Annotated in this window: 17 protein-coding genes; 10 read left to right on the top strand and 7 right to left on the bottom strand. The window is 46.0% G+C overall.

Annotated elements, in window-relative coordinates:
* Positions 1-6: 6 nt before the first annotated feature.
* Positions 7-750, top strand: a complete 744-nt coding sequence (locus tag M2133_RS07510) for a shikimate dehydrogenase (RefSeq protein WP_277465412.1) — start codon at positions 7-9, stop codon at positions 748-750.
* A 100-nt stretch (positions 751-850) separates the two neighbouring features.
* On the opposite strand, the gene M2133_RS07505 is transcribed toward M2133_RS07510, so the two are convergent.
* The 6 genes from M2133_RS07505 to mutY form a co-directional block, all read right to left on the bottom strand.
* The gene (locus tag M2133_RS07505; RefSeq protein ID WP_277465410.1) at positions 851-1,147 is read right to left on the bottom strand and encodes a hypothetical protein; all 297 of its coding nucleotides are present in this window, start codon (positions 1,145-1,147) and stop codon (positions 851-853) included.
* Between the two features lie 490 nt (positions 1,148-1,637).
* The gene (locus M2133_RS07500; RefSeq protein WP_277465409.1) at positions 1,638-2,294 is read right to left on the bottom strand and encodes a 4'-phosphopantetheinyl transferase superfamily protein; all 657 of its coding nucleotides are present in this window, start codon (positions 2,292-2,294) and stop codon (positions 1,638-1,640) included.
* Complete coding sequence (locus M2133_RS07495) at positions 2,294-2,863, bottom strand: gliding motility protein GldD (RefSeq protein ID WP_277465407.1); 570 nt, start codon at positions 2,861-2,863, stop codon at positions 2,294-2,296. The genes M2133_RS07500 and M2133_RS07495 overlap by 1 nt, the downstream gene beginning before the upstream one ends.
* Positions 2,860-4,197, bottom strand: coding sequence for a gliding motility-associated protein GldE (gene gldE / locus M2133_RS07490; protein WP_277465406.1), 1,338 nt, complete (start codon positions 4,195-4,197; stop codon positions 2,860-2,862). The genes M2133_RS07495 and gldE overlap by 4 nt, the downstream gene beginning before the upstream one ends.
* A 25-nt stretch (positions 4,198-4,222) precedes the next feature.
* Positions 4,223-4,723: a single-stranded DNA-binding protein gene (gene ssb / locus M2133_RS07485; protein WP_277465405.1), complete on the bottom strand. Its 501-nt coding sequence runs from the start codon at positions 4,721-4,723 to the stop codon at positions 4,223-4,225.
* 49 nt (positions 4,724-4,772) lie between these two features.
* Complete coding sequence (gene mutY / locus M2133_RS07480; protein WP_277465404.1) at positions 4,773-5,879, bottom strand: A/G-specific adenine glycosylase; 1,107 nt, start codon at positions 5,877-5,879, stop codon at positions 4,773-4,775.
* A gap of 165 nt (positions 5,880-6,044) precedes the next feature.
* Between mutY and M2133_RS07475 the strand changes: the two genes are divergently transcribed.
* The 6 genes from M2133_RS07475 (at position 6,045) to M2133_RS07450 (ending at position 12,933) form a co-directional block, all read left to right on the top strand.
* Positions 6,045-6,317, top strand: coding sequence for an HU family DNA-binding protein (locus M2133_RS07475; protein WP_277465441.1), 273 nt, complete (start codon positions 6,045-6,047; stop codon positions 6,315-6,317).
* Between the two features lie 236 nt (positions 6,318-6,553).
* Entirely contained in the window at positions 6,554-8,128 is a 1,575-nt protein-coding gene (locus M2133_RS07470) for an Rne/Rng family ribonuclease (RefSeq protein WP_277465403.1), read from the top strand.
* 180 nt (positions 8,129-8,308) lie between these two features.
* On the top strand, positions 8,309-10,225 hold the full coding sequence (gene dnaK / locus M2133_RS07465) for a molecular chaperone DnaK (RefSeq protein ID WP_277465402.1): 1,917 nt from the start codon (positions 8,309-8,311) through the stop codon (positions 10,223-10,225).
* 230 nt (positions 10,226-10,455) lie between these two features.
* Entirely contained in the window at positions 10,456-10,869 is a 414-nt protein-coding gene (locus tag M2133_RS07460) for a helix-turn-helix domain-containing protein (protein ID WP_277465401.1), read from the top strand.
* Positions 10,866-12,131: a site-specific integrase gene (locus M2133_RS07455; RefSeq protein WP_277465400.1), complete on the top strand. Its 1,266-nt coding sequence runs from the start codon at positions 10,866-10,868 to the stop codon at positions 12,129-12,131. The genes M2133_RS07460 and M2133_RS07455 overlap by 4 nt, the downstream gene beginning before the upstream one ends.
* The gene (locus M2133_RS07450) at positions 12,121-12,933 is read left to right on the top strand and encodes a hypothetical protein (protein ID WP_277465399.1); all 813 of its coding nucleotides are present in this window, start codon (positions 12,121-12,123) and stop codon (positions 12,931-12,933) included. Before M2133_RS07455 ends, M2133_RS07450 begins: the two co-directional genes overlap by 11 nt.
* A gap of 66 nt (positions 12,934-12,999) precedes the next feature.
* Here the strand turns inward: M2133_RS07450 and M2133_RS07445 are convergent, their stop codons facing one another.
* A complete protein-coding gene (locus M2133_RS07445) occupies positions 13,000-14,151 on the bottom strand; it encodes a hypothetical protein (RefSeq protein ID WP_277465398.1) in 1,152 nt (383 codons plus the stop codon).
* A gap of 180 nt (positions 14,152-14,331) precedes the next feature.
* On the opposite strand from M2133_RS07445, the gene M2133_RS07440 reads away from it, so the two are divergent.
* The 3 genes from M2133_RS07440 to M2133_RS07430 are packed head-to-tail and all read left to right on the top strand — an operon-like array spanning position 14,332 to position 15,747.
* Positions 14,332-14,682 (top strand): helix-turn-helix domain-containing protein, encoded by a 351-nt coding sequence (locus tag M2133_RS07440; protein ID WP_277465397.1) that lies wholly within the window; start codon positions 14,332-14,334, stop codon positions 14,680-14,682.
* The gene (locus M2133_RS07435) at positions 14,679-15,068 is read left to right on the top strand and encodes a hypothetical protein (RefSeq protein ID WP_277465396.1); all 390 of its coding nucleotides are present in this window, start codon (positions 14,679-14,681) and stop codon (positions 15,066-15,068) included. Before M2133_RS07440 ends, M2133_RS07435 begins: the two co-directional genes overlap by 4 nt.
* Positions 15,022-15,747, top strand: coding sequence for a hypothetical protein (locus M2133_RS07430; protein ID WP_277465395.1), 726 nt, complete (start codon positions 15,022-15,024; stop codon positions 15,745-15,747). The genes M2133_RS07435 and M2133_RS07430 overlap by 47 nt, the downstream gene beginning before the upstream one ends.
* Positions 15,748-15,893: the final 146 nt, after the last annotated feature.

Below are 15,893 nucleotides of genomic sequence, written 5' to 3'. Positions count from 1 at the left end.
ACACAAATGGATAAATACGGATTAATAGGCTACCCCTTGGGGCATTCATTCTCCAAGACATTCTTCAACCAGAAATTTGAAGCCGAAAATATCGATGCCGAATACCTCAACTTCGAGATCGCCAACGTGAAAGAGATCCGGAACGTATGCAAAGAGAACCCGGAACTCAAAGGATTGAACGTCACCCTGCCCTATAAAACGCAGATCATCCCCTACCTCGACGATATCGACGACGACGCCCGCCGCATCGGGGCCGTCAACGTGATCAAATTCTCCCGCGGACTCTTCGGCAAGCTCAAACTCAAAGGATACAACTCGGATATCATCGGTTTCAAACAGTCGATCGAACCGCTGTTGAACCAGTCGCACCGCAAAGCCCTTATCCTCGGCACCGGAGGCGCCTCGCGCGCTGTCTTCCAAGGCCTGAAGCAATTGGGTATCGGCTCGACCCTCGTCTCACGCAGTCCCCGCGAGTTCGGCATCACCTACGAAGCGATCACACCCAAGATCATGTCGCAATACACCGTGATCGTCAACACCACCCCCGTCGGCATGTATCCCCATATCGAAGAATGCCCCCCTATCCCCTACGAGCTACTGACCTCGAACCACCTCCTGTACGACCTGTTGTACAACCCCGACGAAACCCTCTTTATGAAGATCGGCAAAGAACGAGGCGCCACCGTCAAAAACGGCCTGGAGATGCTTATCCTGCAAGCCTTCGAAGCCTGGAATATCTGGCAACGCTAACTGACGGGGGAAGACACCCGGTATACACTTACCACATAAAAATTTCCACCCCGCCCTTCACCTTTCACCCGGTCGCCAGATCCCTGTATTGATCAGCGTTTCAGGTGAAAGGTAAAGGCATACCTTTAAAGAACGACAGACCTTCCCGGAAAAGGCCGGCGGCCTTTGAAAAAAGGCTGCCGGGGTTTTGGAAAACTCCGGCGGCCTTTTGGAAAACCCTGCCGGCCTTTTCCGGAAAGCCTCCCTCCTCCTCCAAGCCTTCACCCGAAATGCTGATCAACACAGGGATCTGGCGACCGGGTGAAAGGTGAAGACCGGGGTAAAAACTTTTATGTGTAGGCTGCCCAAAATAAACATTGCACTTTGGTCGGCCAAAGCGCAATGTTTTTTCGACCAAAGTGCGATGTTTTGGAAGGGGGGATGTGGCGGGGTTCAAATAGTTTGAAACTTGAAGATTTTTAGTCGCGGACCACACGGATTTATGTATTTTGTTTGTGTCCTGTAAGGACAGTGAGCGCTGAAAGCGCGTTAGAGCCCAGCCCAGGGCCAACAGGCCGTTAGGTCTGCGCAACCCTGGGTCGGGAACACACCCACACACAACGGAGCGCTGAAAGCGCGAAAGATTTGCTTTCGCGCCTTCAGCGCTCCGTTTTTATATGTATCCTTAACCCGGGGTGGCGAACCTCTTCAAGGTTCTGACCCCGGGCTGATGTATTACGCGCTTTCAGCGCTCATTGTCCTTTCAGGACGATCGTACACAAATCCTGACTCATAGTAAATCATTTAATCAGTAGAATCAGAGTTCAGAAATCTTCACATCTCCTTTTATTCCCCGCCCTGCGCCTTCTACCTTCTATCCTCTGAATTAATCATTAATCATTAATAATTCAGAGGATAGAATTTATCTTCTGAAGAGAATCTTCTCCTTCCGTCCAGACCCAAACATACCCGGGGGTCACCTGATAGCGCAGCGGATAGGTGGTGCGTTGCGGTGTGCGGGTTTCGGAGGCGGTAAGGGTTCCTTGGGATTGCAGGGGGAAAGGGTGGATATATAGGTGCTCACTGAAATCGACATCCGACTGGTCCATGACTTTGAAAAGCACTTCTTTGGCCGACCAGTAAAGCAGGCAGTGGGTCAGCGGATCTGTCGCGTCCAGGTGATTCAATTCTTCCGGAGAGAGGAAGCGCTCTTTCAACCGCAGGGCACGGTCGGAGCGGTACTCGATATCGATTCCGGCGACAGGATGCTGCGCCAGCACGAGAGCGGCGTACCCACGGGTATGGGAAATGCTGAGCTGAAGGTCGAGGCTGGGGAGAAAAGGGGCGCCATTCGCCCGGTATCCGACAGGCAATTCCTCGCCGAGCAGTGCCTTCAGCAACAAACGGGTGGCCAGCCACTCCTGCTTGCGCTTTTCCGAAGTCGTTTGCGTAAGGAAAGGCAGATACAGTTCCTTGCGTTCCAACAAAATGAGTAATTCGTCGGAGGTTTCGGTGATCTGCCAGATCGCCCGCAAGGGATGGGTATGGATTTCCAATAACGGCATCAGCGTCTCCAATGAAAGGTTTGCATCAGCTCGACGATATCCTCCTGCAGGTAGCGGGTGACAGGCGCCAGGGAATCGACATTGGGACGCATCTCGTAGTAGAGGGCGCCGCGGAAGAAATGCGACAGGCTGTCGGTCAGTATAAACTGGATGGGCGAAACGGCTTCGCCTTCGAGGATGAACAACGAGCCGTAGACCCGTTCGTCGGCATTCTCATAGGTCTGCTCCGTCAGGCTCTCCGCCTTGGCCTGGCGCGACAGGAGGGATAAGGTTTCGCGTTCGACCTCCTCCAACTTCGCCGGATCGATAGATAGGTAACTGCAATAGATGCGGGCATTCAGGGAGGGGTAAGCGATATTGATCCAGCCTTCGGGCGAACCGGCGGGTGGCAGTTCGACAGTGGTCAGGTGGGAAACGTCGAACCGGTAAGGCAGATCGTCGAGAGGCAAAGGCGTATACCGGGGTGTACCGGGTTCGATACGCATATAGCCACGCGGCTTGGGCGTGTAATCGGCACAGGCCATACAAAGGCCGAATAAGAGGATCAAAGGGAGGAGAAGTCGTTTCATTCGGCGGTCTCACCGGTTTCCGCATCCGGCACGGTGGTGAATTTCACTTTCTGGATCCGCCGGTTGTCCATCTCCAGGATCTGGAAACGATAGCCTGCGTAGTCGATCACTTCGCGCCGGCGTGGGAAATCACCTTTGAGCTCCAGGATCAGGCCGGCGAGGGTTTCCACATCTTCGGTCAGTTTGCCGAAATCGTTTTCATCGACTCCGATGATGCGGAAGAAATCGGTCAGCATCGTCTTGCCTTCGAAGATATAACTGCCGTCGGCCAGGCGGATAAACTGCTTTTCGTCTTCATCGTACTCGTCGGAGATCTCCCCGACGATCTCTTCCAGGATATCTTCCATGGTGACAATGCCCGAGGTGCCGCCGTATTCATCAACTACAATCGCCATGTGGATCTTATTCGTGCGGAACTCTTCCAAAAGATCATCGATCTTCTTGGTCTCGGGCACAAAATAAGCCGGGCGGATCAGGCTTTGCCAGCGGAACGTATCCGGTTTGTCGATATAAGGCAAGAGGTCTTTGATATACAGGATACCTTTGATGTTGTCTTCCGTATCGGCATAGACCGGGATGCGCGAATAGCCCGACTGCAGGATAAAATCGATGACCTGGCGGAAGGTACTTTTGATTTCTATATCTTCGACATCCAGGCGGGAGGTCATAATCTCGTCGGCGGTCTTATTATAAAACTTGATAATCTCCGCCAGCATCTCTTTCTCTTCGGGAATCTCCGCCGAGGTGAGCTCGAGGGCTTTCGACAGTTCGTCGACCGAGAGATCGTATCGGCTTCTTTTCTTTACCTTATGGATAAAAGAGGTGGAACCGACCAACAGCTTGGCAAACGGACGGCATACCTGTTCCGCCCCACTGAGTACCGGAGCGGCGAAACGCACAAGCTTCAACGGATTGCGCTGGGCATAGATCTTCGGCATGATCTCGCCGAACAACAGAAGGATGAAAGTCAACAGGATCGTTTCCAACACAAAGCCCAATACCGGCACGGCCGAGAAATCGATCCAGGCATTGATCCCATACGTGCAAAGCATGACGACTGCCACATTCACAAAATTATTGACGATCAGGATCGTGGCCAGTAGATATTCCGAGCGGTCGAGCAAGGCCTGCACCTTGCGGTCGGCAGGCGCCTTGTTTTCGCGCACCTGATCGAGGTCTTTGGGCGCAAGCGAGAAGAACCCCACCTCGGAGGCCGAGACAAATGCCGAAGCAAACAAAAGAAGAGCTGCCGTACAAAAAGCAATAACGCTACCGATCGTTATACTTTGTATAGTGACTTGTTCAAATAGATTCGAAAAATAGTCTGAGTCCAAGGAGTACCGTATTAGTTAGACAATATCAGAACGGGAGATCATCCGCATCGTTAGATTCCGCCACCGTATTCGGCTGCGAAGCGGCCGGTTGCTGGTAAGAAGTAGAAGGAGGCGTCTGGCTCACGGGCTGAGCAGGCTGTTGCGCCGGCTGTTGCTGAGTGGTGGTGGCCGTTCCCGCGCCTTCGGGGCGGCTACCGGAACTATAAAACTCGATCCGGTCGGCGTAGATCTCGGTGATATACCGTTTGTTGCCTGCCGCATCGTCGTAGTTACGGGTACGGATCTTGCCTTCGACGTAGACTCCCGAACCTTTCTTGACCCATTTCTCCACAAAAGGAACCAGGTCGCGACGAGCGACGACATTATGCCATTCTGTCCGTTCGGGCACCACCGTACCATTGGCCAGTGTATAACCCCGCTCGGAAGTGGCTAAAGGGAAGTTGGCTACTGCTGCGTTATTATCGAAGTAACGGACGTCGGGATCTTTTCCGACATGACCGATTAAGATGACCTTATTAAGTGACATAATCCTATAGTTGTTGTTTTTTTGAATATACAAAGAAAAACAAATTCACTCACTCTTCCAACTTTCCCAGCCATTTCTCCAAATAAATGTGGATGATACGGGGGACTGCATATTCTTCAAGCGTTTCGGCCGCCACCGGAAGATATGTTTGCAGGCTCTCCGGCACCTTTTCGATCTCAATGCGATAGAAAGTGATATACAAGACCTGATGGGAAAGGATATGTTTTTCTTTGGGTTGCTCAACTGTTATCCGGAGGTGGCCGGCAGCGCCAAACAGGGATTGGAAAGCTTCGGTCTTTTGCAGTTCGGCAAAGTCGACAGGTCCTTCCGTTTCAATCAGGGGAAATTCATAGAGGCCGGCCCAGATATCTTTCCCCGTGCGGCGATGCAACCAGGTGCGGTTCCCTGAGAGGATATGGAAATAATGGAAATAACGGTCGCGGGTCTTCGTTTTGTGCTGCTTGACGGGGTAAGCCTGGACCTCGCCGGAGGCATACGCCAGGCATTTGTCGGCCAGGACACACTGGCGGCAGTCCGGATTCTTGGGCGTACACTGCAAAGCGCCGAACTCCATCATCGCCTGATTGTATAAACGGGCCTCGGCTGGGTCCATCAACCACCCGGCCAGGCGGGTGAATGCTTTCTTGCCTTTCCCCGAATCGATGGGTGTGTCCAGAGCGAACAAGCGAGACAATACCCGGAAGACATTTCCGTCGACCACCGGGTAAGGCGCATTCCAGGCTGCCGATACAATCGCTGCCGCCGTGTACTCGCCTACGCCTTTCAAGGCGAGTACTTCCGGGTACGACTCCGGGAAGCGCCCATTATGTTGCTCTTCGATCATGCGGGCGGCGGCATGCAGGTTGCGGGCACGGCTATAGTAACCCAGTCCCTGCCAGTATTTCAACACCTCGTCCTCCGCGGCGGCGGCCAACGAAGAGACATCGGGAAACCGGCGAATGAAGCGATGAAAATAATCCATGCCCTGCGCCACCCGGGTCTGTTGCAGTATGATTTCGGATATCCATATAATATAAGGGTCACGCGTCTCCCGCCAGGGAAGGTCTCTTTTATGTTCTAAATACCAATCTATTAACCGCCGACTCATCCACTTGCCTGCGGCAGCTATTTCTTCTTCACTAAAATTGTTCTCCATAAACACCCTTAACTCTTTGATCAATGCAAACATACGGAGAACTTCCGGAACATGAAAAATCTTTTTTCTCAAAATTTGACGGACAAATCTTTTTTCACTCCAAATAAAAGCTATATATTTGCATTCCAAAAATTTAAAGACATAATTCAATTAATATTTATAGACATGACTAAAGCAGACATTGTTAGTGAAATTTCGAAAAGCACCGGTATCGACAAAACAACGGTTCTATCAAGCATCGAGTCTTTCATGGAAATCGTAAAAGATTCTTTGGCTCAGGGTGAAAATGTATACCTGAGAGGTTTTGGCAGTTTTGTAGTGAAGAAAAGAGCACAGAAAACCGCTCGCAACATCTCTAAGAATACGACGATCATCATACCGGAACACAATATACCTTCTTTCAAGCCGGCTAAAACCTTCCTGAACGAAGTAAAGTAAAAAAGAATTTTCAAGTTTAATTAAAAAATGATAAGCTATGCCAAGCGGTAAAAAAAGAAAAAGACATAAGATGTCAACGCACAAGCGTAAAAAGAGACTAAAGAAAAATAGACATAAGAAGAAATAAGTCTAATTTTTCGGACAAAACTCTAAAGAACAAACTTAAAATAGACTTATTAAGTTTGTTCTTTGTGTATAATGACCTGAAATTCTTCAGGTATAAAATCCTATTATAAGTGACTAGTGAATTAGTAGTTGACGTACAGCCCAAAGAGGTATCCATTGCCGTACTGGAAGACAAGAATCTGATAGAGCTTCAGAAAGAAGCCCGCAATGTCTCGTTTGCCGTCGGTGATATATTTCTTGGCAAGGTTAAAAAACTTATGCCCGGGCTGAACGCTGCTTTCATCGATGTAGGTTATAAAAAGGATGCATTTCTTCATTATCAGGACTTAGGCCCTCATTTCAACACGCAACAGAAATTCCTCAAGCAAGCAATCCATGGCGACAGCAAGAAGTTTCCCTCGTTGGCAAAAACACAGATTTTGCCCGAAATCGAGAAAAACGGAAGCATAAGCGATGTATTAAAAGTCGGACAGGAAGTACTGGTGCAAATTGCCAAAGAGCCTATCTCCACCAAAGGTCCCAGGTTGACTTCCGAGCTTTCCTTCGCCGGAAGATACATCGTACTGATTCCTTTTGCCGATAAGGTATCAGTCTCCACCAAAATTAAATCAAGTGAAGAACGGGCTCGTCTACGCCAATTAATTCAAAGTATCAAGCCGAAGAACTTCAGTGTTATCGTCAGAACCTCTTCGGAAGGCAAGCGCGTAGCCGAACTCGATCATGAACTCAAGACATTAGTAAAACGTTGGGAAGACAACATCCCCAAAGTGCCCAAAGCCAAAGTCCCCTCGGTTATCTATGAGGAGACAGGACGCACGGTCGCCCTGTTGCGGGATATCTTTAACCCCTCTTTCCAACATATTTACGTGAATGACTCCGACGTCTGCCGCGATATCCGCGACTATGTAAGCCTGATTGCTCCCGGTAGGGAAGACATCGTTCAGCAATACAAAGGCGAACTGCCTATTTTTGACAATTTTGGTATCACCAAACAGATCAAATCGCTTTTCGGGCGGACCGTGACTTACAAGAGTGGAGCTTATCTGATTATCGAGCATACCGAAGCCATGCACGTGATCGACGTCAATAGCGGTAACCGTTCCCGGGGCAGCGACGCCCAGGAGAAGACAGCGATCGACGTGAATATGGCGGCAGCCGACGAAATCGCCCGCCAACTGCGTCTGCGTGACTTAGGGGGTATCATCGTCATCGATTTTATCGATATGACGGAACCCGCCAATCGCCAAAAGCTATTTGAGCACATGACTAAAGCTATGGCCAACGACCGGGCCAAGCACAACATTTTAACCATCAGTAAGTTCGGGCTTATGCAGATTACACGCCAACGGGTTCGCCCCGAAATGGAAGTGGATACCAACGAAACCTGCCCCACTTGCTTTGGTAGCGGCAAAGCCAAACCTTCTATTTTATTTACAGACAACCTGGAAGGAAAAATCGATTGCTTAGTCAATAAGCATCACGTGAAGAAATTCACCTTACACCTGCACCCTTATGTGGCAGCGTTTGTGAACAGAGGGTTTATCCCCCTGAGTATGAAGTGGAAATTTAAGTATTCCCTTGGATTGAAAGTAATCCCTGACCAAAGTCTGGCTTTCCTTGAATACAAGTTTATCGACCCCGATAAAAACGAGCTGGATATGAAAGAGGAACAAGAGATTAAATAAGCAAAAGAGCCCCGGTATTACACAAAAGTACCGGGGCTTTTTTTACTGACAGAATGTCCGTCTTCTTTTTTTTGATGGCCGTAAACAAGTTTGGCACAGCATTTGTTGAATCATTGACGACTGCCGATCGAGGCGGTCGACCGACAAACGAAAGAATAATAATTAAAATAGAATAAGAACATGGGAAAAATTATTGGTATTGACTTAGGAACAACCAACTCTTGCGTTTCCGTATTGGAAGGCAACGAACCGGTTGTGATCACAAACAGTGAAGGAAAAAGAACGACGCCTTCCATCGTCGCTTTCATTGAAGGAGGCGAACGTAAGGTGGGTGACCCGGCCAAACGCCAGGCGATCACCAATCCGGAGAAAACGATCTTCTCGATCAAACGTTTCATGGGAGAAACCTACGATCAGGTGCAGAAAGAAATCAACCGCGTACCTTATAAAGTAGTACGGGGAGACAACAATACGCCACGCGTCGACATCGACGGCCGCCTCTATACACCGCAGGAAATCTCGGCGATGGTGCTTCAGAAAATGAAGAAGACAGCCGAAGACTACCTGGGACAGGAAGTGACCGAAGCGGTGATCACCGTACCGGCATACTTTAGCGATGCGCAACGTCAGGCCACCAAAGAAGCCGGTGAAATTGCCGGACTGACCGTTCGCCGTATCGTGAACGAACCGACAGCCGCTTCGTTGGCTTACGGTTTGGACAAAACAAGTAAAGACATGAAAATCGCCGTCTTTGACTTGGGTGGGGGTACGTTCGATATCTCAATCCTCGAGTTGGGCGATGGCGTGTTCGAAGTAAAATCGACCAACGGGGATACCCACCTGGGCGGTGACGACTTCGACCACGTGATCATCGACTGGCTGGCAGAAGAATTTCAACGCGAAGAAGGTCCGGACTTACGCAAAGATCCGATGGCTCTGCAACGTTTGAAAGAAGCAGCCGAGAAAGCAAAGATCGAACTGTCGAGTACGACCAGCACGGAAATCAACCTGCCGTATATCATGCCGGTAGACGGCGTGCCCAAACACTTGGTAAAGACGTTGACCCGCTCCAAATTCGAGCAATTGGCCGACAGCCTGATCCAGGCATGCGTGGAACCTTGCCGTCAGTCGTTGAAAGACGCAGGCTTGAATACTTCCGATATCGACGAAGTAATCCTGGTCGGCGGATCGACCCGTATTCCGGCGATACAAGAAGTGGTTGAAAAGTTCTTTGGCAAAGCCCCGTCGAAAGGCGTGAACCCGGACGAAGTAGTAGCCGTTGGAGCTGCCATCCAGGGAGGTGTACTGACCGGTGAAGTGAAAGATGTATTATTGCTCGATGTCACTCCGCTTTCTTTAGGTATCGAAACCATGGGTGGCGTAATGACCAAATTGATCGACGCCAACACAACGATCCCGACCAAGAAGTCGGAAACATTCACAACCGCAGCCGACAATCAACCGTCAGTTGAAATCCACATCTTGCAGGGTGAACGCTCATTGGCACGCGATAACAAATCATTGGGCCGCTTCCACCTCGACGGCATCCCTGCCGCTCAACGCGGTGTGCCGCAAATCGAAGTAACCTTCGACATCGATGCCAACGGTATCCTGAATGTATCCGCCAAAGATAAAGGGACGGGTAAAGTACAAAACATACGTATCGAAGCCTCCAGCGGTTTGAGCGATGATGAAGTCAAACGCATGAAAGACGAAGCCGCTGCCAACGCAGAAGCCGATAAAAAGGAAAAAGAACGTATCGACAAACTGAACCAGGCCGACAGCACCATCTTCCAGACGGAGAAACAACTGACCGAACTGGGCGATAAGCTCCCGGCAGACAAGAAAGGCCAGATCGAATCCGCTTTAGCGAAGCTCAAAGAAGCCCATAAAGCCCAGGACATCGACGCCATCGACGCCGCCATGACTGAATTAAACGCTGTCTTCCAAGCTGCCAGCCAGGAAATGTACAACGCCGGCCAACAACCCGGCGGACAGCCCGGTCCCGACTTCGGCCAACAACAGGCGAACAATCCCGACAGCTCCAACGACAAAGACAGCGGAGTGACTGATGTGGATTTCGAAGAAGTGAAGTAAGAGGCGATTAGGAATAATCAGTTAATAATAGAAAATCCCTGTAAACGAATTGTTTATGGGGATTTTTGTTTTTATGAATTTGTAGATCGCTATTGTTTTTGATGTTTTTTTATCATACATTTGTACCATTATTGTACCGGGCGTTAATTAGCGACAATGTGGGTCTTATCTTACCTTATTGCGTCTTAACGATACTTAATCAGCGATAATGTAACGGATGATATAGGAATATGGGATTTAGTCAACTGAAAATACCGAAAATCTGCGAACAATGTGGAAAGCCCTTTGAGGCAAAAACAGTAGTCACTCGTTTCTGTGGTTCTTCCTGTGCAAACAAGTCTGGCAAAGAGAAGAAACGACAGCAAAAGGAAGCAGAGAAAAAACAAACTATTTTGGAGCAATCAGCAGAAAAGATTGCACAAATGCAGACACGTCCTTATATTTCTGTCACAGAAGCAACTGTTCTTTTTGGCATTTCTAAGAACACAATTCATCGTCTTATTAAAGCAGGACAAATTCCCGCTTTCAATTTAGGAGAACGATTGACAAGGGTAAGCCGGAAACATCTCGAAGCTATATTCACCGCTGTAGACTTACCAGAAACGCCCAAAGAACAAATCGATAAAATATTTGCACGCAAATGAAACAACTCTCCAATACAAAAGTAACTGTCCGGCTTCGCAAGGCGGAAGACCGTAAAGAGTGGTATGTTTATATTGAAAGCTATCCGGTTTATGTTCCCTGCAAGCAAACCCCACAGCGTGTTCGTGAATATTTGAATCGTTGTATTACTACAGTTGAATGGGATAAGAAGCGCACAGCCCGCACCGATGCAGACGGAACGAAAACCTACAAACCTAAACGTGATGATAATGGAATAATCGTCTGCCGAAGTGAGAAAGACCAAGAAACGATGCTGTATGCCGATGGAATCCGCAAGCTTCGCCAACGAGAATACGACAATACTGACCTATATAGTGATACAGAAAGTGCACAAGTTGAACAAAAGGAGCGTGCGCAGCAGAATTTCATAGAGTATTTTAATGCCACAGCCAAGAAACGCCATGCCCAAAGCTCTGATTCTATCCGCGTAAACTGGAAACGAACCTACGAATTAATAAAGCTCTTCGCCGGAGACACATTGTCTTTTTCCAAAATAGACAATCGTTTTGCCGAAGATTTCAAACTATATCTTTTATCTGCTCCTTGTGGTGGCAATAAAAGCGGAACAATATCACGAAATACTGCTGTAACCTACTTCTCCATTTTTAAGGCCGCATTAAAACAGGCCTTTATAGATGGATATTTAACAACTGATTTATCGGCAAAAATCAAAGGCATACCAGAACAGGAGTCAAGGCGCGAATATTTGACGGTTGAAGAACTTAATATCCTAGCCGGAACGCCATGTGAAAGAGATGTCCTAAAAAGAGCGGCATTGTTTTCAGCCCTTACCGGCTTACGGCATTGTGATATTCAAAAACTCCAATGGAAAGAAATTAGTATGGATGGCGAACAAGCCAGATTGCACTTCACTCAGAAAAAGACTAAAGGCGTGGAGTATATGCCAATTTCCCAACAAGCTTTACAGCTTTGTGGAGAACCTGGAGAGCCGGAACAACTCGTTTTCGAGGATTTGCCTGATCCTTCATGGATTTCTCGCCCGCTCAAATTATGGATTGAAGCGGCTGGAATTAAGAAGCGAATCTCATTTCATTGCTTTCGCCATACGTATGCGACCCTCCAACTGAGCAGTGGCACAGATATTTACACCGTCAGCAAGATGCTTGGTCATACGAATGTAAAAACCACACAGGTTTATGCAAAGGTTGTGGATGAAAAGAAAAACAGGGCAGCACAAGCAATCCGGTTGGAAACCATAAAAACGCCACAAGATGAAAAATAGCCTCCTGCAATACATTATATTATATGCACTGGTTGCTTGTATCGCATTAGTCATTGCAACGCTGGCTCGCATATTTACCGTTTCGTTGGGATTTGATAGCTTCACGGCATTTATTGTGTTCGTAGTTGTGTTGGTTGTTCAGGCTATCGTCTATCTGAGTATTCACGTTTTCCTACAAAACTTAATGTTTCCTTGGATTGGAAACGGATTGGCTAAGATTCCCTACTTCCGAAATAAGATAGAACAAAGGCAAGTTTCGATTATTGAAGAAGCGCCATTTATAGAAGAAGCTGCAACCATGGAAGAAGAGGATACGGTCGAATTTGTGGAATATGCAGCAATTGAAGAAGAGAACCCGGAAGAAGAAATAAATGAACTATCTCGTATTCCAGAGCAACATTCTTTAGAAGATATACGGAGCGAACAACTCCAACTCAGGCAAAAAGAACAAGAAGAAAAGCTAAATGTCGCTCTGAATTATACTCGGAAATCTTTTGTGCTTCACCTTTCAGAAAGCGATCTCGATATTCTTTGCCACAATGTGCGGATATATATCGACAAACTGGATATTGCAGGATTACAACCGGTCAAAGTCAAAGACCTAACCGCCGTTGACCTTCGCCATTTCGGTTGGAATATTTGGAATTTTGATGACAAGCGGAGAAATCAAACGGATATTGCGGGACTTCTAAAAGTTGTATTCCCTGATATTTTCAGGGAAACAGAGGTCAAAAGTATAAAAACACACTTGAAGGATGATGAGTTGAAGGGGGGGATAAAGATAGAGGACTTTGCATCATAGTTTATACCTTTCCTCGGTTAGGATATATAGTCAGATTTACGACATATCTTTTAGTAGAGGATAGCTTTATATGCTTAAAACCCCTTTTACTTCGGTTTCGTTCTTAAAATATTTTTTTGCATCTAACAAAGTGCTATAAGAATTATTGATAGACTTTGCCATTCCTGAAAAAAGATAACTATATCCCTTTACATTGATATTCCACTTTTTATCGATAATTCTGAATTGTTGAAGAATTGAAGACATCTCAAAAGCATATTCGTTTTCAAGATTATTTGCAAGCTCGTCATTGGTCAAAGCCGTTAACGGGCTGATTAAATTATTAATAGTATTGACAGTATTGTTTTCTCCCTGTTGAGACTTGAGAATGTAGCCATTTACTATTTTAGCAACATTGCTATTGAAGACAAAATATGGGTGACTTTTGTTTTTTGCTTTAACTGCCCAACTTGATGTTAGATCGTTTAATTTCATGAATTCGCTATTCCATTCATCCATCAGTGCCAAAGTTTGAACTTGATACTCTTTATATGTTTCTGACAAATTGGGCTCAATTGATTTTAAAAAATTGAATTGACTTACTAAATTATATGTCATTTTATCATTTTTTGCATCACTTTTTGGGGCTGTAGAATTAATCATGAAAGTATTGATAAATCGATCGACCCCTATACTGTCAATTTTATCTGCCAACATTTTTCTATATTCCATTCTTTCTGGATGAATATTCTGAGAGTTTAAAATATCGACTGCTATTTTATCACAAGCTTCTATTTGTTTTTGAATTGGATTGTTGATTAAATCTATCCAATTGAGGATTACTTCTCTATATTCTTTCGTTTCATTTCGCTTCATCTCCTGTTTTCTATACCATTTTAGAATTTCTCCTAAAAAGAAAATCATCAAGGTTATCAATGCCGGAAAAAGTATTATTGCTAAATTTTCAGGAATTCCTAATATCTTGTTTTTAGGAATTGAGGAAATATCTTCTTTCTGAGATAGCATAAGGTCAGATAGTTTTGACAAATAAGTATTGATCTCATTTGTCTCAAACGTTCTGTTTTGTATGGCAACGGTTTGTTCTGACAGTATTTTATTTTGCTCATTTAGTTGAAATACTATATCAGAACAACACTCTTCAACTGGAGATCGTGATACATCTGAATAAGAATATGATGTAAGAAATAGGCAAAAAATAAGAATTGAAATTTTCCTCATATTAATCACTTAATGAATTAGACCACAAATGTAGTGATTTTTAGATTATATCTTATTCTCCAATTCAATAATTACACTAAAGATCATCACTTTAAGTGTTCTCTCTGTGTTCTTCCTGTGTCGGGAAACCCAGTGGAAACACTTGCTTCATTTGCACCATATTCATTAAAAACGATAAATATGGAAGCAAACGACATTTCTTTTGAAAACCTGCCGAAAGCAGTCGCCCACTTGGTAAACGAGTTGGCGGAAATTAAATCTTTAGTGGTAAAGGGTCAGTCCCCAACTGTTCCCCAGAAACGAGTTCCGATTGGAATTGAAGAAGCTTGCCGGATGATTGGCAAAGCAAAACCTACCGTGTACGCCCTCGTGCGTAAACGACTACTCCCCTGTTATAAAAACGGCAAGAAGCTTTATTTCTTCGAAGATGAGTTATTAGAGTGGATTGCCAAAGGTAAAAAGAAGACCTTATCTGAAATTGAATCCGAAGCAGAAACGGAGTACAATAAGCGTAAAAATCTACGGAGATGAATCTGTTTGATTTGTTAGCCAACTTTTGGCGAGTGGACGAACAGAAAAACTTCAGCGGAAACGAAACACGGTTGTATTTCTACTTGATTCATTTAGCGAACCGTTCGTATTGGTCGGAGTGGATCGAATATTCCAACGACCGAATGGTAGCCAATGCGAATATCTCCTTGCAAGTATTGAAATCCGCACGTGACCGGTTGAAAGAAGCCGGGCTACTGGATTATGTTTCTGGGGGTGGACATAGGGTCAAAACTAAGTATCGGATTCTGGCACCTAAGTCTGACTCTAAACTCCCACCATATAATAAGACTAAAGACAAAAAATCAAATACTAATTCTTATGGAAAAAAGAAAGGATTCATCCATTCGGGAAGTGATTTCGACTAATCAGGAGTTTTATCACTTGTTACGGAAAGATGTTCAGGATATGTTTGCCGATGAAAAAGAAAAGATGCAGCAACGCCGATTTATATTGCCGCTGGCTTATCCTGATTTTCGAGAGCTGTTTATCTGGTTCGGAAACTATTGTCTATCCCAACGGAATCAGCATACGAGTTTTGTTATTGACGAGGATAACGAGCCAATCGTTGAACAGCTTTATTATTTCGTCACCAACAATCCTTCCTTTTCCGGTGATCTGAGCAAAGGGATTATGTTGCAGGGGAAATACGGATGTGGCAAAACACTTATCATGGAAACCTATTCTCTGCTTCACAATTATGTCGTGAGGAAGTTCAGTCTGAGCCAGCCTTTGTTTTCATTTGTCAAGTCCGTGGAGCTGCAACAACAAATCATTTCGCAATCGGTCAAGACCTTTGTTCGGCGACCGCTGATTATTGACGAGTTCGGCAGAGAGTCAAAAACGGTTATGGATTACGGAAATATTATTCGTCCGGTATCGGAACTACTGAGTTTAAGAAGCGATATCGGAACGGTTACACATGGTACCACCAACTTCACCCTTGATACACTTTCGTCCGAAGAGTTCTATGGAGGCATGATTGGCGACCGCCTCAAAGTGATGTTCAACTTTATCACATTGAAAGGTGAAAGCCGTCGAGTTTAAGCTTTCAACTAATGGCTCACTGTTGGCGAGCAATGTAGCAAGAGGGAACTGGACAAGTCCTGTTCTATCCTCTTGCCCTACGGGGTTACTTGCTGTTAATCAGCAAGATATTAAAAACGAGTTTTATAAAGACTCGCATAAATAAA

The sequence above is a fragment of the Parabacteroides sp. PF5-6 genome, from assembly GCF_029504695.1.
Taxonomy (GTDB): Bacteria; Bacteroidota; Bacteroidia; order Bacteroidales; family Tannerellaceae; genus QVMG01.
Note: the sequence above shows the minus strand (reverse complement) of the source record. Positions and strands in the feature narration are given on the sequence as shown.